This window comes from Pseudomonas sp. Q2-TVG4-2 (assembly GCF_013620795.1).
Taxonomy (GTDB): Bacteria; Pseudomonadota; Gammaproteobacteria; order Pseudomonadales; family Pseudomonadaceae; genus Stutzerimonas.
In genome coordinates this window covers 373,304-399,725 of record NZ_LGLW01000005.1, presented here as the reverse complement: position 1 = coordinate 399,725, position 26,422 = coordinate 373,304, and the positions used below count along the sequence as shown (strand labels likewise).

Genomic DNA, 26,422 nt, shown 5'->3' with positions numbered 1-26,422 from the left:
ACCGAGAACGCTTATGCAGTCACGCAAAGACGCATTTACCGCGCTGATCGATAAGCTCCGCGATGCGCTGGCAGACAACGATTGGGAAGCGATCACGGCGTTAGATAAAGACTGCAGCGCATTGGTCGCGGCGCTGGGCGATGACGATGCCTTCGATCGCGGCCTGCTCGAGCAGGTGGAAGAGCTGTCGCACTTGTACGAGGAGCTGCAGCGCTCAGGTCGTGCCGAACGGGAGCGGCTGGCCGGCGAGCTGACAAAGCTCAGTCAGTCGAAACAGGTCAGTCAGGCTTACAAGCCGCTGGATTGAAGGCGCTGTTGACGTGCATTATCAAGCTGCAGCAGCACAGGAACGCGTTCTGGTTTATACAAGGTTTCGAGCGGACTTAGGGCTTTGATCCGCCGATACCTTGGCTATGCCAGCTCTCGAGTGCTGCCTATTATGCGTGCTTGCAGCCCGTGGGTGTGGAGCGCGGCGGCTGAGCCAGTTAGCGGGCTGAAGCCCACCCTACCGTGGTGGTGAAAGGCCTGAGTAGGGATGACGCTTTACCCATTCACCATGATGGCTGGCCCGGTCACCGGTGTAAGTGCCTTTCGCTTACCGGTACTCACACAAGTATGCCGTATCTGCCGCGACTTTCAGCTGAAACTTGCTGTTGGCCGGCACGGTGAACTGACTGCCTGCGCCGAAGGTTTCATAGCGCTCGCTTCCCGGCAGTTTCACATCCAGGCTGCCGGCGACTACATGCATGACTTCCAGCTGATTGGTGCCGAACTCGTAATCGCCAGGCGCCATGACCCCAATCGTGGCCGGACCGGCTTCCATGTCGAACGCGATGGATTTGACGGTGCCGTCGAAGTATTCGTTGACCTTGAACATTTGAAACCTCTAAGGGTGCGGAAAAGGGCGGCCAGTATGCCGAAGCGGTGTGATGGCGTCATCAGGCGCCGGCGCTTCGAAGTGGGCTACCGCCTCTATGCGTTGTAGGCGCCGCTCACGAGTGAAAAATAAAATAGAAAGCACCTGGCAGACACAGCCCGGCCCACAGGTAGTCGAGTTTTATTGGCTGCTGCATATACAGCACGCTGAACAGTACGAATATGGCGAGGGTGATAACTTCTTGCATGATCTTCAGTAGCTCGATTGACAGCTCGGTGTAGCCGATGCGGTTGGCCGGCACCATGATCAGGTATTCGAACAATGCGATGCATCAGCTGATCAAAGCGGCGACTAACCAGGGCTTGCCATTGAGGGGCTTGAGATGGCCGTACAAGCGAAAGTCATGAACAGGTTAGAGGCGCAGAGTAGGGCGGCAGTCTGATGCCAGATGGGCATGAGATGTTACTCCAGGCGATGGCAGATCCTATTGGGTCACCGAATGGTGTCGCAAGTAGCCTAGTGGGCGTCTGGTAGTGCTAGTGCCTTTTGCTCGAGCTGCCATTATTATCGCCGCCCCATTTTTCATTTCGGATGATTGAAATGGATTGCCGTCCCGGTTGTGGTGCCTGTTGTATCGCTCCTTCTATCAGCTCACCAATTCCAGGCATGCCTTTTGGAAAGCCAGCTGGAGAGCGTTGTCTGCATCTTTCTGAACAGAATCTTTGTCAGTTATTTGGCCAGCCGTCGCGCCCTGCTGTTTGTGTCGCCTTTCAGGCGGGCGCTCTGGTCTGTGGTGATAGCCGACAGGATGCGATTCGATTGCTCGGCTGGCTGGAGCAGGCAACTGGGTGATGGTGATTGGGGTCATGCGCACTGGCGCGGTACTACGCACGCAAGCGTGGTGATCGTCTGCAAGTAGGGAGAGCTTCGCGCCGAGAGGGCCTTCCACAAAAGCGAAGTGCTTCGTGCTGATCCGGTTGGGTGTGTATCTAACGACGAGAGAGGTTAGGCTCACCGATATAGCTCTCTGCGACGCTATGGGAGGTCAACTGATAGTTGCTGCCCGCGAGCGTTACAGCGCTCCTCTGATAAATTTTATTCAGAGCGGGGCACAGAGACAAAAACGGGACACACAGACAAAAAAGGCCGCCTAGTCGGCGGCCTTTCTTGTGTTTCCGGCTAAGCCTCAGCGCTGCAGATCGCGCTGGGGATGACCGGTGTATAGTTGACGCGGGCGGCCGATCTTCTGGCCCATTGCGATCATTTCCTTCCAGTGCGAGATCCAGCCGACCGTGCGGGCCAGGGCGAAGATCACGGTGAACATGCTGGTCGGAATGCCGATCGCCTTGAGGATGATGCCCGAGTAGAAGTCAACGTTCGGGTACAGGTTGCGCTCGGCGAAGTAGGGATCGTTCAGTGCGATCTCTTCCAGCTTCATCGCCAGCTCAAGCTGCGGATCGTTGATGCCCAGCTCGCCCAGCACTTCGTCGCAGGTCTGCTTCATGACCTTGGCGCGAGGGTCGAAGTTCTTGTAGACACGGTGACCGAAGCCCATCAGCTTGAACGGATCGTTTTTATCCTTGGCCTTGGCCAGGAACTTCTCGATGTTCGATACATCGCCGATTTCGTCCAGCATGGTGAGAACGGCTTCGTTCGCACCGCCATGTGCCGGACCCCAGAGCGCTGCGATGCCAGCAGCGATACAGGCGAAGGGGTTGGCGCCGGTGGAGCCCGCCAGGCGAACAGTGGAGGTGGAGGCGTTCTGCTCATGGTCTGCGTGGAGGATGAAGATACGATCCATCGCTTTGGCCAGAACGGGGCTGATCGGCTTCACTTCACAGGGTGTGTTGAACATCATGTGCAGGAAGTTTTCAGCGTAGTTCAGGTCGTTGCGCGGATACATCATCGGCTGACCCATGGAGTACTTGTAAACCATCGCCGCCAGGGTTGGCATTTTGGCGACCAGGCGTACGGCGGAAATTTCGCGGTGGTGCGGGTCGTTGATGTCCAGCGAGTCGTGATAGAAGGCCGAGAGTGCGCCGACAACGCCGCACATGATGGCCATCGGGTGCGCATCGCGACGAAAGCCGTTGAGGAACGATTTGAGCTGCTCGTGAACCATGGTGTGGTTCTTTACGGTGCTGATGAACTTCGCCTTTTCTTCGGCGGTCGGCAGCTCGCCATTCAGCAGGAGGTAGCAGGTCTCGAGGTAATCGGATTTTTCGGCCAGCTGTTCGATCGGGTAACCGCGGTGCAGCAGAATGCCTTTATCACCATCAATGTAGGTGATCTTGGATTCGCAAGAGGCGGTGGACATGAAGCCGGGGTCGAAAGTGAAGCGACCCGTGGAGGTCAAGCCTCGTACATCGATTACGTCAGGCCCTACGGTGCCGGTTAAAACGGGCAGTTCGATGGCGTCTGCGCCTTCGATGATCAACTGCGCTTTGTTGTCAGCCATGTATGGCCTCCTGTCTTATGCTTGGAATCATCATGGCCCCCCACGCAGGGCCCGCATCACTATAGTGAGATAAATCTCAAAGTCAATTTGCGCGGGCCGCCTGCAGCGGAGGGGGTTTACGGGTGAATTCGCAACACAGAAAAGCCTATTTACGGCATTTGTAATCAGGGGCGCCATGCGCCTTTAGTGGCACTTCACCACATTGTCATTAGCGACCTAACTGTTTATACTCGGCGACCGACCGGCAGGGGCCTAACAGGCAGTTTCCTGTGGGTTGTCACTCGTGGGTGGCGGGTACCGCTGCGTGCTCTTCCCAACAACTTGCCCTGCGTTTTTGGGGCTCTCAAGTGTGAAACAAAGCCGTGAAAAGCCAACGACCTGTAAACCTAGATCTTAGGACAATAAAACTCCCTATCACTGCTTACACCTCGATCCTTCACCGCGTTTCCGGCGTGGTCCTGTTTGTAGGTGTGGCCATTCTGCTGCTTGCGCTGGATGCATCGCTTTCTTCTGCCGAAGGCTTTGAAGAAGTAAAGGCGTATATCGGCAGTCCGTTGGCTAAGTTGGTGATCTGGGTGCTGCTGTCTGCATTGTTGTATCACCTGGTGGCCGGCGTGCGTCACCTGATCATGGACACAGGGCATGGTGAGACGCTGGAAGGCGGCAAGCTGGGCTCGAAAATCGTTCTGGCCGTTTCGGCGGTGCTGATCGTGCTGGCGGGAGTGTGGATATGGTAACCAACGTCACGAACTTTTCCCGTTCGGGCCTTTACGACTGGATGGCTCAGCGCGTTTCTGCAGTGGTTCTCGCGGCTTATTTTCTTTTCCTGATCGGATACCTAGTTGTGAATCCAGGGCTGGAATACGCCCAGTGGCAGGAGCTGTTCTCGGCCACCTGGATGCGCATTTTCAGCCTTCTGGCGCTGGTCGCCCTGAGCGTGCATGCATGGGTTGGTATGTGGACGATTTCCACTGACTACCTGACCAACATGGCAATCGGTAAGTGGGCTACCGGTGTGCGTTTCCTCTTCCAGGCAGTGTGTGGCATCGCCATGTTCACGTTCTTCGTCTGGGGTGTGCAGATTCTTTGGGGTATCTGATCCATGGCTAGCATTCGTACTCTTTCTTATGACGCCATCATTATTGGTGGCGGCGGCGCGGGCATGCGCGCTGCGCTGCAGTTGGCCCAGGGTGGCCATAAAACTGCGGTAGTGACCAAGGTGTTCCCGACCCGTTCGCATACCGTTTCTGCTCAAGGCGGCATCACCTGCGCCATTGCTTCGGCCGACCCGAACGATGATTGGCGCTGGCACATGTACGATACCGTCAAGGGTTCCGATTACATCGGTGACCAGGACGCTATTGAATACATGTGTTCCGTTGGCCCCGAGGCCGTGTTCGAGCTGGAGCACATGGGCTTGCCCTTTTCCCGTACCGAGCAAGGTCGTATCTATCAGCGTCCGTTCGGTGGTCAGTCGAAGGACTACGGTAAAGGTGGTCAGGCTGCACGTACCTGTGCTGCCGCTGACCGTACTGGCCATGCACTGCTGCACACCTTGTACCAGGCAAACCTTAAGGCGGGCACTTCCTTCCTTAATGAATGGTATGGCGTGGATCTGGTGAAGAACCAGGATGGCGCCATCGTTGGCATCATCGCGATCTGCATAGAAAACGGCGAAACGGTCTATATCCGTTCCAAGGCCGTGGTTCTGGCTACCGGCGGCGCGGGCCGTATCTACGCTTCGACGACTAACGCCCTGATCAATACTGGCGACGGTATCGGTATGGCGCTGCGTGCCGGTGTGCCGGTCCAGGACATCGAAATGTGGCAGTTCCACCCGACTGGTATCGCTGGTGCTGGCGTGCTGGTAACCGAAGGTTGCCGTGGCGAGGGTGGCTACCTGATCAACAAGCATGGTGAGCGTTTCATGGAGCGTTATGCTCCGAACGCGAAGGACCTGGCTGGTCGTGACGTCGTTGCTCGCTCCATGGTTAAGGAAATCCTGGCCGGCAATGGCTGCGGTCCGGATGGCGATCATGTGATGCTGAAGCTCGATCACCTGGGCGAGGAAGTGCTGCATAGCCGCCTGCCGGGTATCTGCGAGCTGTCGAAGACATTTGCTCACGTCGATCCGGTCACTGCCCCGGTTCCTGTGGTTCCGACCTGCCATTACATGATGGGTGGTATTGCCACCAACATTCATGGTCAGGCCATAACTCAGGACACCAACGGCAACGACAAGATCATCGACGGGCTGTTTGCGGTCGGCGAAGTGGCTTGCGTATCCGTGCATGGCGCCAACCGCCTCGGCGGAAACTCGCTATTGGATCTGGTTGTATTCGGCCGCGCGGCAGGTCTGCATCTGGAAAAGGCACTAAAGGATGGTATCGAGCATCGCGGTGCTACCGAAACCGATCTGGACGTGGCCCTGAATCGGCTGGCGTCGCTGAACGAGCGGACCGCTGGCGAAGACGTCGCTTCGTTGCGCAAAGAGCTGCAAAGCTGCATGCAGAACTACTTCGGTGTGTTCCGTACGGGTGAGTACATGCAGAAAGGCATCGCTCAGCTGGCCGATCTGCGCCAGCGCATCGCTACGGTCAAGATTTCTGACAAGAGCCAGGCCTTCAACACCGCGCGTATCGAAGCGCTGGAGCTGCAGAACCTGCTCGAAGTGGCAGAAGCGACTGCGATTGCTGCAGAGAACCGCAAGGAGTCCCGCGGTGCCCATGCCCGCGAAGATTTTGAAGAGCGTGATGACGAAAACTGGCTGTGCCACACCCTGTACTTCCCAGGTGAGAAGCGTGTAGCCAAGCGTGCCGTGAACTTCTCTCCGAAGACAGTTCCGACTTTCGAACCCAAGGTCCGGACTTACTGAGGTCGACGATATGTTGCAAGTGAGCGTTTATCGCTACAACCCGGATACAGACGAAAAGCCGTACATGCAGGACTTCCAGGTCAATACCGATGGTAAAGACCTGATGGTGCTGGACGTGCTGGCTCTCATCAAAGAGCAGGACGAAGGTTTCTCCTATCGTCGCTCCTGCCGCGAAGGGGTCTGCGGCTCCGACGGCATGAACCTGAACGGTAAGAACGGTCTTGCCTGCATCACGCCGCTGTCGGCTGTGGTCAAAGGCAACAAGCTGGTGGTGCGTCCGCTGCCTGGTTTGCCAGTTATTCGTGACTTGGCCGTTGATATGGGCATCTTCTATAAGCAGTACGAGAAGGTTCGCCCTTATCTGATGAACGATACGCCGGCTCCGGCTATCGAACGTCTGCAAAGCCCGGAAGATCGCGAGAAGCTTGACGGTCTGTACGAGTGCATCCTGTGCGCTTGCTGCTCGACCAGCTGCCCGTCCTTCTGGTGGAACCCGGACAAGTTCCTTGGCCCCGCTGCGCTGCTTCAGGCCTACCGTTTCCTGGCCGATAGCCGCGATACTGAGACCGAGAACCGTCTGGCTGCGCTGGACGATCCGTTCAGTGTGTTCCGCTGCCGCGGCATCATGAACTGCGTGAGCGTTTGCCCGAAAGGGTTGAACCCGACCAAGGCAATTGGTCACGTGCGCAACATGCTGCTGCAGAGCGCAACCTGATGTGCCATGGGTGCCTGTGATTATTCGCGTAATCGCGGGCCGGTAATGCTTCACCGCGACACCTACGGCGCCGTAGTTCAAGCTCGGCGCCGTAGTCTTAGTAGGAATCCCAGCTCACAAAGCGGGGGTTTCGCTCTGAAAATTTGATGACCAGCAGGAGCATCCGGGGTGGTTCTCGGAAACTATCTGCGCGGTCCGTAGTGGCTTTACCTGGGTCGCTGCTTCAGAACTTGGGAAGTCATGCTGCGGTCTCCACGCTGGTGGTGTCTCCTTATCGAAGGTGACCAGACATGCAAGAAAGCGTAATGCAGCGCATGTGGGACAGTGCCCACCTATCCGGTGGTAACGCTGCCTATGTGGAAGAGCTTTATGAGCTCTACCTGCACGATCCCAACGCTGTGCCCGAAGAGTGGCGCACCTACTTCCAGAAGCTGCCCGTGAGTGGCGGGGCTGCGGCCGACGTATCGCATTCGACAATTCGCGATCACTTCGTCCTGCTGGCCAAGAACCAGCGTCGTGCCCAGCCTGTTTCGGCAGGCAGCGTCAGTAGCGAGCATGAGAAGAAGCAGGTCGAAGTTCTGCGTCTGATCCAGGCGTACCGGATGCGCGGCCATCAGGCTGCACAGCTCGATCCGCTCGGCTTGCAACAGCGCCCAGCGCCAGCTGATCTGGCCATTAACAACTATGGCTTGACCGACGCCGACCTGGATACGGTTTTCCGTACCGGCGACCTTGCCATGGGCAAAGATCAGGCCACCTTGCGTGATATACACCAGGCGCTGCAAGAGACATATTGCCGCACCATCGGTGCTGAATTCACCCATATCGTCGATTCAGATCAGCGCAATTGGTTCATCCAGCGCCTGGAAAGCGTCCGTGGGCGTCCGGCCTTCTCGCCGGAAATCAAAAGCCATCTGCTCGAGCGTCTGACTGCGGCCGAAGGCCTTGAGAAGTACCTGGGTACCAAATATCCAGGGACGAAGCGCTTCGGCCTGGAAGGCGGCGAGAGTCTGATTCCGCTGCTAGACGAAATCATCCAGCGTTCCGGCTCGTACGGCACCAAGGAAATCGTTATCGGCATGGCCCACCGCGGCCGACTCAACGTGCTGGTCAACACCTTCGGCAAAAACCCGCGCGACCTCTTCGACGAGTTCGAAGGCAAGAAGGTCGAAGGGCTCAGCTCTGGTGACGTCAAGTATCACCAAGGCTTCTCCTCGAACGTGATGTCCCCAGGTGGAGAAATCCACTTGGCGATGGCGTTCAATCCGTCTCACCTCGAAATCGTATCGCCAGTGGTGGAGGGCTCCGTTCGTGCCCGTCAGGACCGCCGTTGTGATTCGATTGGTGACAAGGTGTTGCCAGTCACTATTCACGGTGATGCGGCTGTAGCGGGTCAGGGCGTGGTGATGGAAACCTTCCAGATGTCCCAGACTCGTGCCTATCGCACGGGCGGTACCATCCGGATCGTGATCAACAACCAGGTCGGTTTTACTACGAACAAGCAGGAAGATGCGCGTTCCACCGAGTACGCGACCGACGTTGCGAAGATGATTCAGGCGCCGATCTTTCATGTGAACGCAGATGATCCCGAGGCTGTTCTGTTCATCACGCAGCTGGCCGTCGATTATCGCATGCAGTTCAAGCGCGACATCGTCATCGACCTGATCTGCTACCGTCGTCGCGGCCACAACGAAGCTGACGAGCCGAGCGGCACCCAGCCGCTCATGTATCAGAAGATCGCCAAGCAGCGCACCACTCGCGAGCTCTACGCCGATTCGCTGATCCAATCGAAAGTGCTGGAAGAGGCTCAGGTCCAAGGCAAGGTCGATGAATATCGAACCGCTCTGGACAATGGTTTGCACGTGGTCAAGAGCCTGGTCAAGGAACCTAACAAGGAGCTCTTCGTTGACTGGCGTCCGTACCTGGGTCATGCCTGGACCGCCCGCCACGATACGCGTTTCGACCTGAAGGCCCTCCAGGAATTGTCCGGCAAAATGCTGGCGATCCCAGAAGGCTTCGTCGTACAGCGTCAGGTCTCCAAAATTCTCGAAGATCGTCAGAAGATGGGGGCCGGTGCCCTGGCAATCAACTGGGGCTATGCCGAGACACTGGCCTACGCGACCCTGTTGTTCGAAGGTCATCCGGTGCGCATCAGTGGTCAGGATGTGGGCCGCGGCACCTTCTCGCATCGCCATGCCGCGCTGCACAACCAGAAAGACGGCAGCACGTACATTCCGCTGCAGCATCTGTATGAAGGACAGCCGCGCTTCGATCTCTACGACTCCTTCCTATCGGAAGAGGCCGTGCTTGCGTTCGAATACGGTTATGCCACCACCATGCCCAACGCGCTTGTAGTCTGGGAAGCTCAGTTCGGTGACTTCGCCAACGGTGCACAGGTCGTCATCGACCAGTTCATCACGAGCGGTGAGCACAAGTGGGGTCGCCTTTGCGGTCTGACCATGCTGCTGCCGCACGGCTACGAAGGACAGGGTCCGGAGCATTCATCCGCTCGTCTGGAGCGCTACCTGCAGCTGTGCGCGGAGCACAACATTCAGGTCTGCGTGCCGACCACGCCGGCACAGGTCTACCACATGCTGCGTCGGCAGGCGATCCGTCCGCTGCGCAAGCCGCTGGTGGCCCTGACGCCGAAGTCGTTGCTGCGTCACAAGTTGGCGACTTCGACGCTGGAGGAGCTGACTCAGGGCTCGTTCCTGACTGTAATTCCGGAAACCGATCAGATCGAGCCGAGCAAAGTCGAACGCTTAGTCATGTGCAGTGGCAAGGTCTACTACGATCTGCTGGACAAGCGCCGCAACGAAGGCCGTGAAGATATCGCGGTCATTCGTCTCGAGCAGCTTTACCCGTTCCCGGAAGACGATCTGGCCGAAGTGCTTGCACCGTACCAGAACCTCAAGAGCATCGTCTGGTGTCAAGAAGAGCCGATGAACCAGGGCGCATGGTATTGCAGCCAGCATCACATGCGTCGTGTCGCCGTCGCGCACAAGAAGGAGCTGTTCCTGCAATACGCGGGTCGTGAAGCTTCTGCTGCGCCTGCAGTCGGCTACGCCTCCATGCATGCCGAGCAGCAGGAAAAGCTGCTGCAGGACGCGTTCACCATTTAAATCGCTCCCGCAAGAGGCCGCGATAACGCGGCCTCGATGTAGAAACCGAATCAAATAGGACCCAGCTAATGGCTATCGAGATTAAAGCCCCCCAATTTCCGGAATCGGTTGCTGACGGCACCGTTGCCACCTGGCATAAGCAGCCGGGCGAAGCGGTCAAGCGTGACGAACTGATCGTCGACATCGAGACCGACAAAGTCGTAATGGAAGTACTGGCCGAAGCGGACGGTGTTCTGACTGAGATCGTCAAGAACGAAGGTGACACGGTGCTCAGCGGTGAGCTGCTCGGCAAGTTAGAAGCCGGCGCTACCGCCAGCGCTGCTCCGGCCGAAGCTCCTGCCGCTCCTGCCGCTCCTGCCGCTGCGGCAGCAGCGCCCGCTGGCGGGGGTGAAGATGCCATCCTCGCGCCGGCCGCGCGCAAGCTTGCCGAAGAGAATGGTATCGACCCCAACAGTGTCAAAGGCACCGGTAAAGACGGTCGCGTCACCAAGGAAGATCTGGTTGCCGCCATCGAAGCCAAGAAGTCCGCGCCCGCTGCGGCCAAGCCTGCCGCCAGCGCCGCCACTGCACCTGTCGCTGCTGCCGGTGATCGCACCGAGAAGCGCGTGCCGATGACCCGCCTGCGCGCTAAGGTTGCCGAGCGTCTGGTCGAAGCACAGTCGAACATGGCGATGCTGACTACCTTCAACGAAGTCGACATGACCGAAGTCATGGCCCTGCGTTCGAAGTACAAGGACCTGTTCGAGAAAACGCACAACGGCGTGCGCCTGGGCTTCATGTCCTTCTTCGTCAAGGCTTCCGTCGAGGCGCTGAAGCGCTTCCCGGCGGTCAATGCTTCTATCGACGGCACTGACATCGTTTACCACGGCTATCAGGACATCGGTGTCGCCGTCTCCAGTGACCGTGGTCTGGTTGTGCCAGTGCTGCGCAATGCGGAGCTGATGAACCTGGCCGAAGTTGAAAGCGGCATCGCCACCTTCGGTAAGAAGGCTCGTGATGGCAAGCTGTCGATCGATGAAATGACGGGTGGCACGTTCACCATCACCAACGGCGGTACTTTCGGTTCGATGATGTCGACCCCGATCGTCAACCCGCCGCAGGCCGCCATTCTGGGCATGCACAACATTTTGCAACGTCCAATGGCAGTCAACGGTCAGGTGGTCATCCGACCAATGATGTACCTAGCGCTGTCCTACGATCATCGTCTGATCGACGGTAAGGAAGCGGTCAGCTTCCTGGTGACCATCAAGAACCTGCTGGAAGATCCGGCCCGTCTGCTGCTGGACATCTAACAAGCGTCACGGGCTGCGGTCGACAAGCTAGGCGGAAGCCGGGCTTGCTGATTGCGGCCTTTTGACTTTTGCTGCACGTACTCAAGAGGATTCGCAATGAGCCAGAAATTCGACGTCGTCGTCATCGGTGCCGGCCCCGGCGGTTATGTAGCAGCCATTCGCGCGGCGCAGCTGGGCCTGAAGACTGCCTGCATCGAAAAATATCAAGGCAAGGAAGGCAAGACCGCTCTTGGGGGCACTTGTTTGAACGTCGGGTGCATTCCATCCAAGGCGCTGCTGGACAGCTCCTACAAGTTTCACGAGGCCCATGAGAGCTTCAAGGTGCACGGTATCAGCACTGGTGAAGTGGCCATGGACGTTCCGGCCATGGTTGCCCGCAAGGACCAGATCGTCAAAAACCTCACGGGTGGCGTTGCGGGACTGATGAAAGCGAACGGTGTGACCGTTTTTGAAGGTCACGGCAAGCTGCTCAGCGGCAAGCAGGTCGAAGTCACTGGGCTCGATGGCAATACTCAGGTGCTGGGCGCCGACCATGTAATTCTCGCCTCCGGCTCCAAGCCGGTGGACATTCCGCCTGCGCCGGTCGATCAGAACATTATCGTCGACTCCACCGGTGCGCTGGACTTCCAGACCGTTCCGGCCAAGCTGGGCGTTATCGGCGCTGGTGTGATCGGTTTGGAGCTGGGTTCGGTATGGGCGCGCCTGGGCGCTGAAGTTACCGTGCTGGAAGCGATGGACAAGTTCCTACCGGCCGCTGACGAGCAGATCTCCAAGGAAGCGTTCAAGATTCTAAGCAAGCAGGGCCTGAAGATCCTGCTGGGCGCGCGCGTTACCGGTTCCGAAGTGAAGGGCGACCAGGTCACTGTCAACTTCACTAATGCCGAGGGCGAGCAGCAGCAAACCTTCGACAAGCTGATCGTTGCGGTTGGCCGTCGTCCGGTGACCACCGACCTGCTGGCGGCTGATGCCGGTGTCGATATGGACGAGCGTGGCTTCATCTTCGTTGACGATTACTGCGCTACCAGCGTCCCGGGCGTTTATGCCATCGGTGACGTGGTTCGTGGTGCGATGCTGGCGCACAAGGCCTCGGAAGAGGGCGTGATGGTGGCCGAACGCATCGCGGGTCACAAATCGCAAATGAACTACGACCTGGTTCCGTCTGTCATCTATACCCACCCGGAAATCGCGTGGGTCGGCAAAACTGAGCAGGCTCTGAAAGGTGAGGGCGTTGAGATCAACGTCGGCACCTTCCCGTTCGCCGCGAGCGGCCGTGCGATGGCTGCTAACGACACCGCTGGTCTGGTCAAAGTAATTGCCGATGCGAAGACTGACCGTGTTCTTGGTGTTCACGTGATGGGGCCGGCTGCAGCCGAATTGGTACAGCAAGGCGCGATCGGCATGGAGTTCGGCACCAGTGCCGAAGACCTGGGCATGATGGTGTTCTCGCACCCGACCATGTCCGAAGCGCTGCATGAAGCAGCACTGGCAGTGAATGGCCATGCTATTCACATTGCCAACCGCAAGAAGCGTTAACAGCGCTGCGGTAGAAAGGACGGCTTGCCTCGTTTCTCTGGGAACGTCGCAAGCCGTCGATACCTTCAAGACAAGGTATGACAGGTCTCTGAAAGGTGTTTTCGATAGTTTTCAGCGACTTGAGGCGACGCGGCATACATGCAACGTCTGATGCACATCAAACCGAACGGTAGCTAAGATGAATCTTCACGAATATCAGGGTAAGCAACTGTTTGCCGAGTACGGATTGCCAGTTTCCAAGGGCTACGCAGTCGATAGTCCGAAGGAAGCGGCCGAGGCATGCGACAGAATTGGCGGTACCGAGTGGGTGGTCAAGGCCCAAGTGCATGCCGGCGGTCGCGGTAAAGCGGGTGGTGTCAAGCTCGTGCGTAGCAAGGACGAAGCCCGCGCTTTTGCCGAGCAATGGCTGGACAAGCGCCTGGTGACCTACCAGACCGACGCCAACGGCCAACCGGTCAGTAAGATTCTCGTTGAAGCCTGCACCGACATCGACAAGGAGCTGTACCTGGGCGCCGTGGTTGATCGCGCCACTCGCCGGGTCGTGTTCATGGCTTCTACCGAAGGTGGCGTGGACATCGAGAAGGTCGCTCACGATACCCCTGAGAAAATCCTCAAAGCCACGATTGATCCATTGGTTGGCGCGCAGCCGTTCCAGGGTCGCGAGCTGGCTTTCCAGCTGGGCCTGAAAGGCGACCAGGTCAAGCAGTTCGTGCACATATTCGTAGGACTGGGCAAGCTCTTCGTCGATTACGACCTGGCGCTGCTGGAAGTCAATCCGCTGGTCATCAAGAAAGATGGCAACCTGCATTGCCTGGATGCCAAGCTGAACATCGACAGCAACGCTATCTATCGCCAGCCCAAGCTGCGCGGCATGCAGGACCCTTCTCAGGATGATCCTCGCGAAGCGCACGCGGCCAAGTGGGAACTGAACTACGTGGCGCTCGATGGCAACATCGGCTGCATGGTCAACGGTGCAGGCCTGGCCATGGGCACCATGGATATCGTCAACCTGCATGGCGGCAAGCCAGCCAACTTCCTTGACGTCGGCGGCGGCGCTACCGAAGAGCGCGTGACCGAGGCGTTCAAGATCATTCTCTCCGATGAAAATGTCGCTGCTGTTCTGGTCAACATCTTCGGTGGCATCGTCCGCTGCGACATGATCGCTGAAGGTATTATCGGCGCGGTCAAGGAAGTCGGTGTGAAAGTGCCGGTGGTCGTTCGCCTGGAAGGTAACAATGCCGCACTTGGCGCAAAGATGCTGGGTGAAAGTGGTCTGAACATCATCGGTGCGACCAGCCTGACCGATGCGGCCATTCAAGTCGTCAAAGCCGCGGAGGGCAAATAATGAGCGTCCTGATCAATAAAGACACCAAGGTCATCTGCCAGGGCTTTACCGGCTCGCAGGGCACCTTCCACTCCGAACAGGCTATTGAGTACGGTACCAAGATGGTCGGCGGCGTCACGCCGGGCAAAGGCGGCACTACTCACCTTGGCCTGCCGGTATTCAACACCGTCAAGGAAGCCGTGGCGGCTACCGGTGCTGAAGCTTCCGTCATCTACGTGCCGGCGCCGTTCTGCAAAGACTCCATCCTCGAAGCGGCGTTCGGTGGCGTCAAGCTGATCGTCTGCATCACCGAAGGCATCCCAACCCTCGACATGCTCGAAGTGAAGATCAAGTGTGACGAACTGGGCGTTCGCCTGATCGGGCCGAACTGCCCGGGCGTCATCACTCCCGGCGAATGCAAGATCGGTATCCAGCCTGGCCACATTCACCTGCCCGGCAAGGTCGGTATCGTTTCGCGTTCCGGCACATTGACGTACGAAGCGGTCAAGCAGACCACTGACGCCGGTTTCGGTCAGTCCACCTGCGTCGGCATCGGTGGTGACCCGATCCCCGGTTCGACCTTCATCGACATCCTCAAGTTGTTCCAGGAAGACCCGCAGACCGAAGCGATCGTGATGATCGGTGAGATCGGTGGCTCCGCTGAGGAGGAGGCCGCGGCCTATATCAAGGCCAACGTGACCAAGCCGGTTGTTTCCTACATTGCTGGCGTGACTGCGCCTGCCGGCAAGCGCATGGGGCATGCTGGTGCGATCATTTCCGGTGGCAAGGGTACTGCTGACGAGAAGTTCGCAGCCCTGCAGGACGCGGGTGTGAAGACCGTGCGTTCGCTTGCCGATATCGGCAAGGCGCTTGCGGAACTGACCGGCTGGGAAGTCAAGCAGGGCTGATTCTTCCACCTGCGATATAAATGCCAGTCAGGTGTCTGACTGGCTTTTTTTTGTTTTTGCGGCCGGTTTTTTGTCTGGCTTCAGCAGCGCCGGGCTAGCTTCGAGGCAGTGTCTTTGTGCCGTCTTTGCCCCAAAGACCCCTAGCCCTCGCTCCAAAGGGGGAATTCCATTAAGGTGCGTCCTTTTTTCTTGGGCGGCTCGACAGGGAATCGCGCCGGGAAAGCACGCCTGGGTGCGTTCGCCGTACCAGAACCCCTCTTGCGGTGGTGACTAACCAAATGACTCGATTGAAAGGCCTGGATCTGCTGGCTCTTGGATTCATGACATTCGCGCTATTTCTTGGCGCGGGTAATATCATTTTCCCGCCCAGCGCCGGGTTGGCCGCAGGGCAATCCATCTGGCTCGCAGCGGTGGGCTTCTTGCTGACAGGTGTCGGCTTGCCGCTGCTGACAGTGGTGGCGCTGGCACGAGTGGGCGGTGGGATGGACAGGCTGACTGCACCGCTGGGGCGTGTCGCCGGAACGCTGCTGGCGGTTGCGGTTTATCTTGCAATCGGCCCTCTATTCGCGACGCCGCGCACTGCCGTGGTCTCGTTCGAAATGGGGGTCGCACCGTTTACCGGAGATTCGGCCACGCCGCTGCTCGTTTATACGGTCTTGTTTTTCGCGGCCACGCTGTTTCTAGTGCTGAATCCCGGCCAGCTGGTCAACCGGATCGGCAAGTTCATCACGCCGGTACTTCTCGCGGCGTTGCTGGTACTGGGCGGGGCCGCTTTATTCGCCCCGGCCGGCGAGATCGGCAGTACCGCCGAAAGCTACCGCAATGGCCCGTTGCTCAAAGGCTTTCTCGAAGGCTATCTGACGATGGATACGCTGGGTGCCTTGGTATTCGGTATTGTGATCGCCACGGCCATCCGTGATCGCGGTGTATCGGAGCCTGTGCTCGTAACCCGCTATTCGATGATCGCTGGAGCCATCGCGGCCGTAGGGCTTTCGCTCGTTTACCTGGCACTTTTCTATCTCGGCGCCACCAGCCAGGGCATCGCGGGTGATGCGCAGAACGGCGTGCAGATCCTGACCACTTATGTACAGCACACATTCGGTACCACCGGCAGCTTATTGCTGGCAGTGGTGATCACCTTGGCATGCTTGACCACTGCGGTCGGGCTGACCACCGCCTGTGGCGAGTTTTTCAGCAGCCTGGTTCCAGTCAGCTATCGCACGGTGGTGATCGTGTTCACACTGTTCAGCCTGGCGGTGTCGAACCAGGGGCTTACTCAATTGATCAGTGTGTCGGTGCCGGTGCTGGTCGGGCTTTATCCGCTGGCGATCATGCTGGTGGCGCTGAGCCTGCTTGACCGCTGGTGGGTCTCGCCGAGCCGGGTGTTCGCTCCGGTGATGGCGGTGACACTCGTGTTCGGCGTCGCCGATGGTCTCTCTGCGGCCGGTTTCACCGAGCTGGTACCCGAACGATTTAAGGCTTTGCCGCTGGCGGCCCAAAGCATGGGCTGGCTGATACCGGTATTGGTGACTCTGGCGGTCGCCTTTGCTGTTGATCGGTTGCTTGGCATCGCCCGGGCCAGCCGTGGAACGAGCGCGCGCTGAAACCGATCCCGCTGAAACGCAGGGATCACGAGCATTATCTGGCTATAATCAGGTGCGCGTATCCCGGGGGCTTTTATGTCTATTCCGAGTCATCTTCTACCGCACCTGATCGCTGTCGTCTGGTTCATTCTTTGCTGGGTCGGGTATACGCGGTACGCCAGTTGGCGCGGCAGGGATACTGCCTGTCTGGCCAGCGTGTTGCACTTATACCGTCAGGATTGGATGCGCCGCATGCTGTTGCGTGACAACCGGATCGCCGACGCCAACGTGATCGGCAATCTCGAGCGTAATGCCAGCTTCTTCGCTTCCAGCACGCTGATCATTCTGGCCGGTGTTCTCACTGCACTGGGCGCCTCCGACCGAGCGGTCTCGCTGTTGGCTGATCTTCCCTTCGCCCAGCCCGTTAGCCGGGGCCTTTCCGAGATCAAGCTGCTCGCATTGGCTGTCGTCTTTGTTTATGCCTTCTTTACCTTCAGCTGGTGCATGCGGCAATACAACTTTGCCGCTGTGCTGGTCGCCTCGGCGCCCATGGCTGGCGAGCGCAACGTCAGCGACCAGGAGCGCAAGTCCTTCGCCGAACGCGCGGCACGGGTCATTTCGATGGCGGCCAACCAGTTCAATTTCGGCCTGCGTGCTTATTATTTCGGCATGGCCACACTGGCCTGGTTTGTTCACCCCTGGTTCTTCATGGGGGTAACGGCAGGAGTGGTACTGATTCTGTATCGTCGCGAATTCCATTCCGATGTGCTTGAGGTGATGGTGTTTACGCCAACCTTGCCTGTCGACAGCCCCAAGGAATAGGGCCCTCCGTCGACGCAGGTTAAACTGCCCGGCTTGATTCCGATTCGAGAGTTCGCATGAGCGATAGTCTGATACTGGAGCGTACCCAGCGCTTCCTTTCCCTGTTACGCCACTGTCAGGTGCTCGGCATGACCGTCGAACACGCCAATGCTAATGGGCTCACGCTGCGCCTTCCTTACAGCGAGAAGATCGTCAGTAATCCAGACAGCGGACGCATCCACGGTGGCGCGATTACCACGTTGATGGATACCACCTGTGGCATTTCAACGGCATGTGCACTGCCCGAACTGGAAATTTGCCCGACGCTGGATCTACGCATTGACTACATGCATCCGGCGGAACCGAACCATGATGTGTTCGGCTTTGCCGAGTGCTACCGAGTAACGCCCACCGTGATTTTCACACGTGGCGTGGCATACCAGCGCGATATCAACGAGCCGATCGCGCATGTCGTGGGGGCGTTTATGCGCATGGGCAAGAGCGCCCAGGTATCGGAGTCGGGGGTGCCTCAGTGAGCAGTCTGGATCTTGATACGCTGGTCAGCGAGGCCCACGCCAGCAACAACTACGATGCGCTTTTACAGATGGTGCCGTACGCCAGACTCATCGGCATCGAATGCTTGAGGCTGGGCGACGACATGGTGTTCCGGCTACCGAAAAACCAAGACAACATCGGAAATCCCACGCTCCCGGCTATCCATGGAGGGGTGATTGCCGGCTTCATGGAGCACGCAGCGATGCTTCATTTATTGATGTTCATGGGGGCGCCACATTTGCCCAAAATCATCGACTTCTCGATAGATTATCTTCGGGCGGGTCACTATCGTGACACCTTTGCCGCCTGTCAGGTCTGGCGCCAGGGGCGTCGTGTAGCGAACGTTGCTGTTACGGCCTGGCAAACGAATCAGGCCGAGCCTATCGCCACTGCCCGTTGCCACTTCAAGGTCAACGAGCCCTGATACGTCTGGCGGCTGCCTCTACAGATTTCTCAAGGGTGTTGAATGGATGCGTTGCTGATACTGGGCGGGCTGCTTCTGATAGTGGCCGGGCTCGTCTGGTTGATCGTTCTCGCCTTCGGTACGGGCCTGTTGTGGGGCGTTGGAAGCCTACTCCCTCCGGTTACATTGTTGTATGTAATCCGACACTGGCATACGGCTCGAAAGGCCGCCGGCCTGGCAGGGCTGGGGTTTATTCCATTGGTAGTCGGATTCACTCTGCTCGCCAACCATGATCCGGAACGAATGGCGGCGATCGCCAGCCTGAAATGGCTCGAGCCGGATGAGCTGGCCCGGAACCGCCACTTGGCTATCCGCCTACACGGTCAGCTCGATGGTCGCCCATTCAACCCTCAGGTCGGTAAACTCATGGATGGCATGCTGACGCTGCGAGAAGGTGACGGCCTGTTTGCCAGGCAAGAAGTACGCATTCGGCTCGGGGCGACACCGCCTGGCGCTTTGCAGGCCGATGTGCTTCCCCAGGATATCAATCCGGTCCCAGAGATCGAGATCAGCTGGATGCGGCCGGAGCAGGAGCTCCCTGAAGCGCGCAGAATCCAAAGTGGGTACACCCTGCATCTGGAGTTGCAGCCGGTGCCACCGAATAAGCTGGTCGGCGACTTTCACCTGGTTCTGCCGATGCATTACCACACGAGCCTTAGCGGCCATGTCGAGCTGTTCACTGACGACCTGCGCTACCGCGAGGGGCAGGTGGATCTGGCCCACGACTCGGCCGATACGCTTATGTATCTGGCCAAAGACCATCTGCAGCGACGTTTCGCGACGCGAGCGGTAGCCATCGAGTCGCTGGCTCCGGTCAGCTTCCCTGCCTTGGCAATGATGATTTCGGTGCAAGCGAAGGTGAAGGGTGCGCCCAGCCGTTTCGAACTGAACATCCACAAGGGCGATCAAGGCTGGGTGGTAGACGACGACACCTACCCGCCGTTGCCTGCAGAAATCGAAAAGCAGCCAAAAGTCTCCTCCATCCAACCAGAAGCGCCCCCGGACGATACCTCGTCATCTCGCATCGACCGTCGGCAGCGCTTTACGCTGGCGCGGTTGCTGCGCAATCCAGCACGGTACGAGCATCTGCAAATGCGAGCGCATACAGAGCGTGGCGGGGTGGCGGAAGGCCGGTTTGCCGGCATTGATCGCGACGGCAACGTGGCGATCCGGCGAATGCTGAAAGGCCCAGGAGAAGCCATCTACAATCTCGCCCCGGGCGATATCGTCCTGCTTGAATTGCTCGAGCCATAGGGCCAGGCGAATCGAGTGACGCGCTCGAACTGCCTGGCGAGCGCCCCTTGAATTCGCGCATCCAGCCCCCATCTGCTTGTCATTACCGCAATCGCGGTCCGTGCCATTGACGATGTGGAGTTTGCAAGACGATGAGTGTGGAGACTCAAAACAAAGAAACCCTGGGCTTCCAGACCGAAGTGAAGCAACTGCTTCACCTGATGATTCATTCCTTGTATTCAAACAAGGAAATCTTTCTTCGCGAGCTGATTTCAAACGCATCGGATGCGGCTGACAAACTGCGTTTCGAAGCGCTGGCCAAGCCCGAGCTGCTCGAGGGCGGTGCTGAGCTGCGGATCCGTGTCAGCTTCGACAAGGATGCCAAGACCGTCACGCTCGACGACAACGGCATTGGCATGAACCGAGAGGATGTCATCACCCATCTCGGTACCATCGCCAAATCCGGTACCGCCGAGTTCATGAAGCACCTCACGGGCGACCAGAAGAGGGATTCGCACCTGATCGGCCAGTTCGGTGTTGGCTTCTACTCCGCATTCATCGTCGCCGACCAGGTGGAAGTGTTCAGCCGTCGTGCGGGCACACCTGCCGAAGAAGGCGTGTACTGGTCATCGAAAGGCGAGGGCGACTTCGAAGTTGCCAACATCGACAAGCCGGAACGTGGGACTCGCATCGTGCTGCACCTGAAGTCAGGTGAAGAAGAGTTCGCCGATGGTTGGCGCCTGCGCAACATCATCAAGAAATACTCCGACCATATTGCCCTGCCGATCGAGCTGCCGAAGGAGAGCCATGGCGAGGAGCAGGACAAGCCGGCAGAACCCGAGTGGGAAACTGTCAACCGCGCCAGCGCGCTCTGGACGCGTCCGCGTACCGAGATCAAGGACGAGGAATATCAGGAGTTCTACAAGCACGTCGGCCACGATTTCGAGAACCCGCTTGCCTGGAGCCACAACAAGGTCGAAGGCAAGCTCGAATACACCTCGCTGCTTTATGTACCGGGCCGCGCACCGTTCGATCTGTACCAGCGTGAGGCGCCCAAGGGCCTCAAGTTATACGTGCAGCGCGTGTTCATCATGGATCAGGCGGACGAGTTCCTTCCGCTGTACCTACGCTTCATCAAGGGCGTAATCGACTCCAATGACCTGTCGCTGAACGTTTCGCGTGAAATCCTGCAAAAGGATCCGGTCATCGATTCGATGAAATCGGCGCTTACCAAGCGTGTGCTGGACATGCTGGACAAACTGGCCAAGGACAAGCCGGAGGACTACAAGAACTTCTGGAAGCAGTTCGGTCAGGTTCTCAAGGAAGGCCCGGCGGAAGATTTCGCTAACAAGGAGAAGATCGCCGGTCTCCTGCGCTTCGCCTCTACCCAGGATGCTTCAGGCGAGCAGAGCGTTTCGCTGGCCGATTATCTCGGGCGCGTCAAGGAGGGCCAGGACAAGATCTACTACCTCACCGGCGAATCGTATGCACAGGTTAAGAACAGCCCGCACCTGGAGGTGTTCCGCAAGAAGGGCATCGAGGTGCTGCTGCTCACCGACCGCATCGACGAATGGCTGATGAGTTATCTCACTGAGTTCGATGGCAAGCAGTTCGTGGACGTCGCACGCGGTGATCTGGATCTCGGCAAGCTGGACTCGGAAGAGGACAAGAAGGCCCAAGAAGAAATCGCCAAGACCAAGGAAGGCCTGGTCGAGCGCCTCAAGACCGCGCTGGGTGACGCGGTGGCTGAAGTGCGGGTATCGCACCGCCTGACCGACTCTCCGGCGATTCTCGCAATCGGTGAGCAGGACCTGGGGCTGCAGATGCGCCAGATTCTAGAAGCTAGCGGGCAGAAGGTACCGGACTCCAAGCCGATCTTCGAGATCAACCCTCAGCATCCTTTGATCGAGAAGCTGGACGCCGAGCCGGACGAGGATCGCTTCGCTGACCTGTCGCACATCCTCTTCGATCAGGCCGCGCTGGCCGCCGGCGACAGCCTCAAGGATCCGGCAGCCTATGTGCAGCGTCTGAACAAGCTGCTGGTTGAGCTTTCCGCGTAACCCAGCAGCGCGTACAAAAGGCCCGTCACTGACGGGCCTTTTACGTTCGATCCGGCGTGGTTTGGCCTCGTCGCGCCATGATGATCTCCGCGGCTCCGTTTACCGGCGATCGGTTCCCTCAGTTTCGGGGCCGCCGATACAAGTGGAACGACAGCCTGCTACTGAACCGCCATGCCCCAGGGCGGTCTATCCGCTTGGCTATCAGGAGGTCATTGGTTGTTCAACTTACGAAACTGCTTTACCGCGCTGTGTCTGGTCGCGTCGATCGCGCCGGTTCATGCACGCGACTATCACTACAGCGACGCTCATCTGCATTTCGTTGATTTCTTCCAGGAAAGCGATGGCATGAGCAAGCTGCTCAAGGCGATGGACGCTGGCGATATCGACCATGTGATGATTAGCGGGATCCCGGTCGCCAAGAAGTGGCATGAGAACGAGCCTAAGCGACCCCGCTACTATGCTGGCGATGACGCGCCCGTCTACTGGTACAGCGCGACCGATGTGGTGGTTGCCGCAGCCTTGAAGGAGCTGGATAACGAGCAGCGGCGGCGCTTCCATCCATTTCTCTCAGGTTTCAATCCCAACGACAAGAATGCCGACGCGCATATTCGGCGGATGCTCGATCTCGATCCTGGGCTCTGGCAGGGGCTGGGCGAGATATTCACCCGGCACGATGACGTCACCGCACTGACGGAAGGCGATACGCCGCGCGCCAACAACGAGGCACTGACACGCGTCTATCACCTCGCTGCCGAGTTCGATTTGCCAGTGATGCTGCATTCCAACATCACCTCCAAGCGCGAGCGTAATCCGCTGTACCTGGCTGAGCTGGAAGAGTCGCTACGTAACCATCCGCATACTCGTTTCATCTGGGCGCATGCGGGGACGAGCATGGAGCTGCATCGTCATCAGGAAAAGCTCGAATTTCTGCTGCCAACGGTCAGCCGTTTGCTAGATGACTATTCCAATCTCTATATCGACCTGTCCTGGACGATGCTCAGGCCCTATCTCCTGAATGAGGCTGGCCAGCCAGACCAGGAGTGGTTGGCGCTAATCGAGCGTCATCCTACGCGCTTCATGCTTGGCTCAGATGTGGTCGGTCGGTTTGATAACTTGGCGGAGGGCATGCGCGCGTTCGACCCGTTTCTTGATGCGTTGCCCGAATCGATTGCCCGCAAGGTTGCGCGTGAAAACTTCCTTGATGTGCTGCCGCGCAAGCAGCGGCCGAATGCAGATTGAGCGGTGCTGTTGACCACGAAACTGGACGAGTTGATGGCCATTTAGTGGCCATGTTTAGCCGTATCGCCGCTCGTCGTAATCTTCACTGATTGGCCCGCTTTCCAGGCCTCAACTCTTCAAGCTTTTCGCCCGGACACCGATACCCGAGTCGTTATCGCTGTGGTCATGCAGCGCATCTCTTGGAGTAGGAAGTCCCATGTCGCTTCGACAAATGAGTATCTCGGCCCGTTCTTCTGCCGGTTTCGGTCTGATTGGCTTGCTGGTTCTGGCCCTCGGCGTGTTTGCGTTGAAGCAAATGGCCGAGATGCGCGAGGCGTCCAGCGAGGTGGATCAGAACTGGTTGCCGAGCCTCGTCAGTCTGGCGGATTTGAACGCCGGCATGCAGCGTACGCGTGCGCTTACGATGCGCATGACCATGCTGAGCAATGACGAAGCGCGTACCGCGACCGCGCAGACGCTTACCAAGCTGACCGACGACGTTGGTGCGATGAAAGCCGAATACGAACAGAGGCTGACGACTGCAGAGGAGAAGGCGGCCTATGACCGCTTCGAAACCGCCCAGGCGCTATATATGGCCGAACAGCGCAAGGTGGTCGAATTTGCGAGCGAGGGTCTGCGCGAGCAAGCTCTGGATGTCATGAACGGCAATATCAATCAGCACGCTGACGCGATGACCAAGGCGTTGTTTGATCTTCAGCGTATCAACGCCGACGAGGCGAGCCGCGCTGCGGACCGCGCGCTGGCCGCGTATGAAACGGCTTTCGTCTGGGTGATTATCACTATCGCCATGGCTGCGCTTGTCACAGTGACCCTTGCAGTGCTGTTCACCAAGAGCATTGTTCGGCCTTTAAGTCAGGCGGTCGAAATGGCCGAAGCGGTGGCTTCCGGTGATCTCACCCGGGACTTTGTCATAGAGGGCAACGACGAGCCGGCGCGCTTGCTGGCTGCGCTCAAGGCCATGCAGATGAACTTGCGAGACACCATTCAAGGCATTTCCGATTCGTCCAATCAGCTCGCTTCGGCGGCCGAAGAGCTCAATGCCGTAACTGAGGACTCGACCCGCGGTTTGCACCAGCAGAACCACGAAATCGAGCAAGCTGCCACGGCTGTTAACGAGATGACGGCAGCCGTGGATGAGGTCGCCCGTAATGCCGTGGCGACCTCCGAAGCGTCGCGCGAATCGGACAGCACCGCACAGCATGGCCGTCAGCAGGTAATCAAGACCGTCGAGTCGATAGGCTTGTTGGCCGGTGATGTGACCACTACCGCGACACAGGTCGAGCACCTCGCCGGCCAGGTGCGGGATATCAGCAAGGTGCTTGATGTGATTCGCTCGATTGCCGAGCAGACTAACCTGTTGGCGCTCAACGCCGCCATCGAAGCGGCACGTGCTGGGGAAGCTGGCCGTGGTTTCGCGGTCGTGGCCGACGAGGTGAGGGCGTTGGCACACCGTACCCAGCAGTCCACCCAGGAAATCGAGCAGATGATCGGCGATGTGCACCAGGGCACCGATAAGGCCGTGCAGGCTATGCAGGCGAGCAACGAGCGCGCGCGCAGCACACTTGACGTTGCGCGAACTGCCGGTGAGGCGCTCGACAACATTACTCGGGCGATCAGTCAGATCAGTGAGCGCAACCTTGTCATCGCCAGCGCCTCGGAAGAGCAGGCTCAGGTGGCTCGTGAAGTCGACCGCAACCTGATCAATATTCGCGACTTGTCGCTGCAGTCTTCGGCGGGAGCCAACCAGACCAGCGCCGCGAGCCAGGAACTGGCGAGGCTGGCGATCAGCCTGAACGAGCTGGTGGCGCGCTTTCGTATCTGATCGTAGCCGCGACGCCTAATCCGCACGGGTGTTGCTGCTGTGTTTGCTGCTGCAGCGGCATCGTGGCTTGCCGCAAAGCTGGGCATAACGGACTGAGATGCGTACCATCCGGCGTTTTTAATTGGGTCAGTATCGCGGCGGTGCTCATCAGCCGTCAAAGGCGTTATGCCCCGGTCCTGCCCTTACGCCGAGACTCAGCAATGTCCAACCTCTCAAGCCGCCTTTTCAGAGCCTATAACCGTGTCAGCCTGGTGACGCAGATCGTCGTCGGACTTCTCGCCGGTTGCTTGCTGGCATGGCTTTCGCCGCAAGCGGCGGCTTCGGTCAGTTTGCTGGGCGATCTGTTCGTAGGCGGATTGAAGGCCGTCGCGCCGGTTCTGGTCTTCGTGCTGGTAACTGCGTCGCTGGCCAACCATAAACGTGGTCAACCGACGCATATTCGACCCATTCTGGTTCTTTATGCACTGGGCACCTTAAGTGCTGCTGCCGTCGCGGTCATCGCCAGTACGTTGTTTCCTACGAATCTGACTTTGATCAGTCAGGCGAACGACGTTGTGCCGCCGTCGGGCGTCGGTGCTGTCCTGCAAACGCTGTTGTTCAATGTCGTTGATAATCCGGTGCATGCGCTCATCGAGGGTAACTTCATTGGCATCCTGGCATGGGCCATTGGACTGGGCATTGCGTTCCGCCATGCGCGTGAAAGCACACGTGACCTGATCGCTGATGTATCAGAGGGTGTAACGCTAATCGTCAAGGTGGTGATTCGCTTTGCTCCGCTGGGCATCTTCGGTCTGGTAGCCGGAGCGCTTGCCGAGTCCGGTTTCGCTGCGCTGGCTGGTTACCTGCGTTTGTTGCTGGTGCTGGTCGGCAGCATGCTATTTATGGCGTTGGTGATGAATCCTTTGATTGTGCTCTGGCAGACTCGCAGGAATCCGTACCCGCTCGTCTTTACCTGCCTGCGTGAAAGCGGGATCACCGCATTTTTCACCCGCAGCTCGGCGGCGAATATCCCGGTCAACATGCAGCTCTGCGAGCGTCTCGGGTTGCATAAAGACACTTACTCGGTATCGATACCTCTGGGCGCGACTATCAACATGGGCGGCGCGGCGATCACCATCACAGTGCTGACCCTGGCGGCGGTTAACACGTTGGGCATTGTTGTGGATATTCCGACTGCCATCCTGCTCAGCCTGCTCGCGGCCATCTGTGCCTGCGGCGCGTCCGGTGTGGCAGGCGGATCGTTGCTGCTGATTCCGCTGGCTTGCAGCCTTTTCGGTATTTCCAACGATCTCGCCATGCAGGTCGTAGCGGTCGGGTTCATCATCGGTGTGGTGCAGGATTCGACCGAGACAGCGCTGAACTCATCGACTGATGCGCTGTTCACCGCGGCCTCATGTATCGCTCATGGCGATGTGGGTGAAGAGGGCGTGCGCCCTGATTGAGTTGGTCGTTGCATCGTGACAGCCTCCACGCGCAGTCGCGTGGGGCTACGCTGCAATACGTTGTAAGCGCCGAGAACTCAACGGCGGCTCGAGATAGCCCACAAACGACAACGGCGCCCT

The 26,422-nt window shown here is 58.4% G+C and carries 22 protein-coding genes and 2 pseudogenes; 21 read left to right on the top strand and 3 right to left on the bottom strand.

The annotated features are described in order from the left end of the window. The first annotated feature begins 13 nt into the window (after positions 1 to 13). Positions 14 to 307: a flagellar protein FliT gene (locus tag H3028_RS12990; RefSeq protein WP_181297407.1), complete on the top strand. Its 294-nt coding sequence runs from the start codon at positions 14 to 16 to the stop codon at positions 305 to 307. Positions 308 to 595: 288 nt separating this feature from the next. On the opposite strand, the gene H3028_RS12985 is transcribed toward H3028_RS12990, so the two are convergent. Together H3028_RS12985 and H3028_RS12980 are read right to left on the bottom strand one after the other, a co-directional pair. After that, entirely contained in the window at positions 596 to 877 is a 282-nt protein-coding gene (locus H3028_RS12985; RefSeq protein ID WP_181297406.1) for a pyrimidine/purine nucleoside phosphorylase, read from the bottom strand. 115 nt (positions 878 to 992) lie between these two features. Beyond that, positions 993 to 1,333, bottom strand: a pseudogene (locus H3028_RS12980) (DMT family protein). Between the two features lie 144 nt (positions 1,334 to 1,477). On the opposite strand from H3028_RS12980, the gene H3028_RS12975 reads away from it, so the two are divergent. Continuing rightward, on the top strand, positions 1,478 to 1,729 hold the full coding sequence (locus tag H3028_RS12975) for a YkgJ family cysteine cluster protein (protein ID WP_181297405.1): 252 nt from the start codon (positions 1,478 to 1,480) through the stop codon (positions 1,727 to 1,729). Between the two features lie 334 nt (positions 1,730 to 2,063). Here H3028_RS12975 and gltA read toward each other — a convergent pair whose 3' ends face one another. Next, a complete protein-coding gene (gene gltA, locus H3028_RS12970) occupies positions 2,064 to 3,335 on the bottom strand; it encodes a citrate synthase (RefSeq protein WP_042924517.1) in 1,272 nt (423 codons plus the stop codon). A 362-nt stretch (positions 3,336 to 3,697) separates the two neighbouring features. Here gltA and sdhC point away from each other — a divergent pair, with 362 nt between their 5' ends. From sdhC to sstT, 19 genes and pseudogenes are all read left to right on the top strand, one after another. After that, a complete protein-coding gene (sdhC, locus tag H3028_RS12965) occupies positions 3,698 to 4,072 on the top strand; it encodes a succinate dehydrogenase, cytochrome b556 subunit (RefSeq protein WP_181297404.1) in 375 nt (124 codons plus the stop codon). Continuing rightward, a complete protein-coding gene (gene sdhD, locus H3028_RS12960; protein WP_168423917.1) occupies positions 4,066 to 4,434 on the top strand; it encodes a succinate dehydrogenase, hydrophobic membrane anchor protein in 369 nt (122 codons plus the stop codon). Before sdhC ends, sdhD begins: the two co-directional genes overlap by 7 nt. Before the next feature lie 3 nt (positions 4,435 to 4,437). After that, complete coding sequence (gene sdhA / locus H3028_RS12955) at positions 4,438 to 6,210, top strand: succinate dehydrogenase flavoprotein subunit (RefSeq protein WP_181297403.1); 1,773 nt, start codon at positions 4,438 to 4,440, stop codon at positions 6,208 to 6,210. A gap of 10 nt (positions 6,211 to 6,220) precedes the next feature. After that, on the top strand, positions 6,221 to 6,925 hold the full coding sequence (locus H3028_RS12950; protein ID WP_181297402.1) for a succinate dehydrogenase iron-sulfur subunit: 705 nt from the start codon (positions 6,221 to 6,223) through the stop codon (positions 6,923 to 6,925). A gap of 290 nt (positions 6,926 to 7,215) precedes the next feature. Continuing rightward, a complete protein-coding gene (locus tag H3028_RS12945) occupies positions 7,216 to 10,047 on the top strand; it encodes a 2-oxoglutarate dehydrogenase E1 component (RefSeq protein ID WP_181297401.1) in 2,832 nt (943 codons plus the stop codon). A 68-nt stretch (positions 10,048 to 10,115) separates the two neighbouring features. After that, a complete protein-coding gene (odhB, locus tag H3028_RS12940) occupies positions 10,116 to 11,339 on the top strand; it encodes a 2-oxoglutarate dehydrogenase complex dihydrolipoyllysine-residue succinyltransferase (protein ID WP_181297400.1) in 1,224 nt (407 codons plus the stop codon). 96 nt (positions 11,340 to 11,435) lie between these two features. Next, positions 11,436 to 12,872 carry a dihydrolipoyl dehydrogenase gene (gene lpdA / locus H3028_RS12935; protein WP_181297399.1) on the top strand — a complete coding sequence of 479 codons (1,437 nt, stop codon included), beginning with the start codon at positions 11,436 to 11,438 and terminating at the stop codon, positions 12,870 to 12,872. 178 nt (positions 12,873 to 13,050) lie between these two features. Beyond that, complete coding sequence (gene sucC, locus H3028_RS12930; protein WP_181297398.1) at positions 13,051 to 14,217, top strand: ADP-forming succinate--CoA ligase subunit beta; 1,167 nt, start codon at positions 13,051 to 13,053, stop codon at positions 14,215 to 14,217. Further along, positions 14,217 to 15,104, top strand: coding sequence for a succinate--CoA ligase subunit alpha (gene sucD / locus H3028_RS12925; protein ID WP_181297397.1), 888 nt, complete (start codon positions 14,217 to 14,219; stop codon positions 15,102 to 15,104). The genes sucC and sucD overlap by 1 nt, the downstream gene beginning before the upstream one ends. Before the next feature lie 278 nt (positions 15,105 to 15,382). Beyond that, positions 15,383 to 16,708, top strand: coding sequence for a branched-chain amino acid transport system II carrier protein (gene brnQ / locus H3028_RS12920; RefSeq protein WP_181297396.1), 1,326 nt, complete (start codon positions 15,383 to 15,385; stop codon positions 16,706 to 16,708). A gap of 75 nt (positions 16,709 to 16,783) precedes the next feature. Then, positions 16,784 to 17,509, top strand: coding sequence for a DUF599 domain-containing protein (locus tag H3028_RS12915; RefSeq protein WP_181297395.1), 726 nt, complete (start codon positions 16,784 to 16,786; stop codon positions 17,507 to 17,509). A gap of 56 nt (positions 17,510 to 17,565) precedes the next feature. Continuing rightward, entirely contained in the window at positions 17,566 to 18,024 is a 459-nt protein-coding gene (locus H3028_RS12910; protein WP_181297394.1) for a PaaI family thioesterase, read from the top strand. After that, positions 18,021 to 18,467 (top strand): PaaI family thioesterase, encoded by a 447-nt coding sequence (locus tag H3028_RS12905; RefSeq protein ID WP_168423906.1) that lies wholly within the window; start codon positions 18,021 to 18,023, stop codon positions 18,465 to 18,467. The genes H3028_RS12910 and H3028_RS12905 overlap by 4 nt, the downstream gene beginning before the upstream one ends. A 42-nt stretch (positions 18,468 to 18,509) precedes the next feature. Continuing rightward, entirely contained in the window at positions 18,510 to 19,760 is a 1,251-nt protein-coding gene (locus H3028_RS12900) for an MFS transporter (protein ID WP_181297393.1), read from the top strand. A 131-nt stretch (positions 19,761 to 19,891) separates the two neighbouring features. Then, complete coding sequence (gene htpG, locus H3028_RS12895; RefSeq protein ID WP_181297392.1) at positions 19,892 to 21,799, top strand: molecular chaperone HtpG; 1,908 nt, start codon at positions 19,892 to 19,894, stop codon at positions 21,797 to 21,799. A gap of 216 nt (positions 21,800 to 22,015) precedes the next feature. Next, on the top strand, positions 22,016 to 23,038 hold the full coding sequence (locus H3028_RS12890) for an amidohydrolase family protein (RefSeq protein WP_181297391.1): 1,023 nt from the start codon (positions 22,016 to 22,018) through the stop codon (positions 23,036 to 23,038). A 196-nt stretch (positions 23,039 to 23,234) separates the two neighbouring features. Then, positions 23,235 to 24,005, top strand: a pseudogene (locus H3028_RS21610) (MCP four helix bundle domain-containing protein); the annotation flags it as partial. After that, positions 23,997 to 24,860 carry a methyl-accepting chemotaxis protein gene (locus tag H3028_RS21605; RefSeq protein WP_375154413.1) on the top strand — a complete coding sequence of 288 codons (864 nt, stop codon included), beginning with the start codon at positions 23,997 to 23,999 and terminating at the stop codon, positions 24,858 to 24,860. The pseudogene H3028_RS21610 and the gene H3028_RS21605, both read left to right, overlap by 9 nt. 200 nt (positions 24,861 to 25,060) lie before the next feature. Next, complete coding sequence (gene sstT, locus H3028_RS12880) at positions 25,061 to 26,302, top strand: serine/threonine transporter SstT (protein ID WP_181297389.1); 1,242 nt, start codon at positions 25,061 to 25,063, stop codon at positions 26,300 to 26,302. The last annotated feature ends 120 nt before the right edge of the window (positions 26,303 to 26,422 follow it).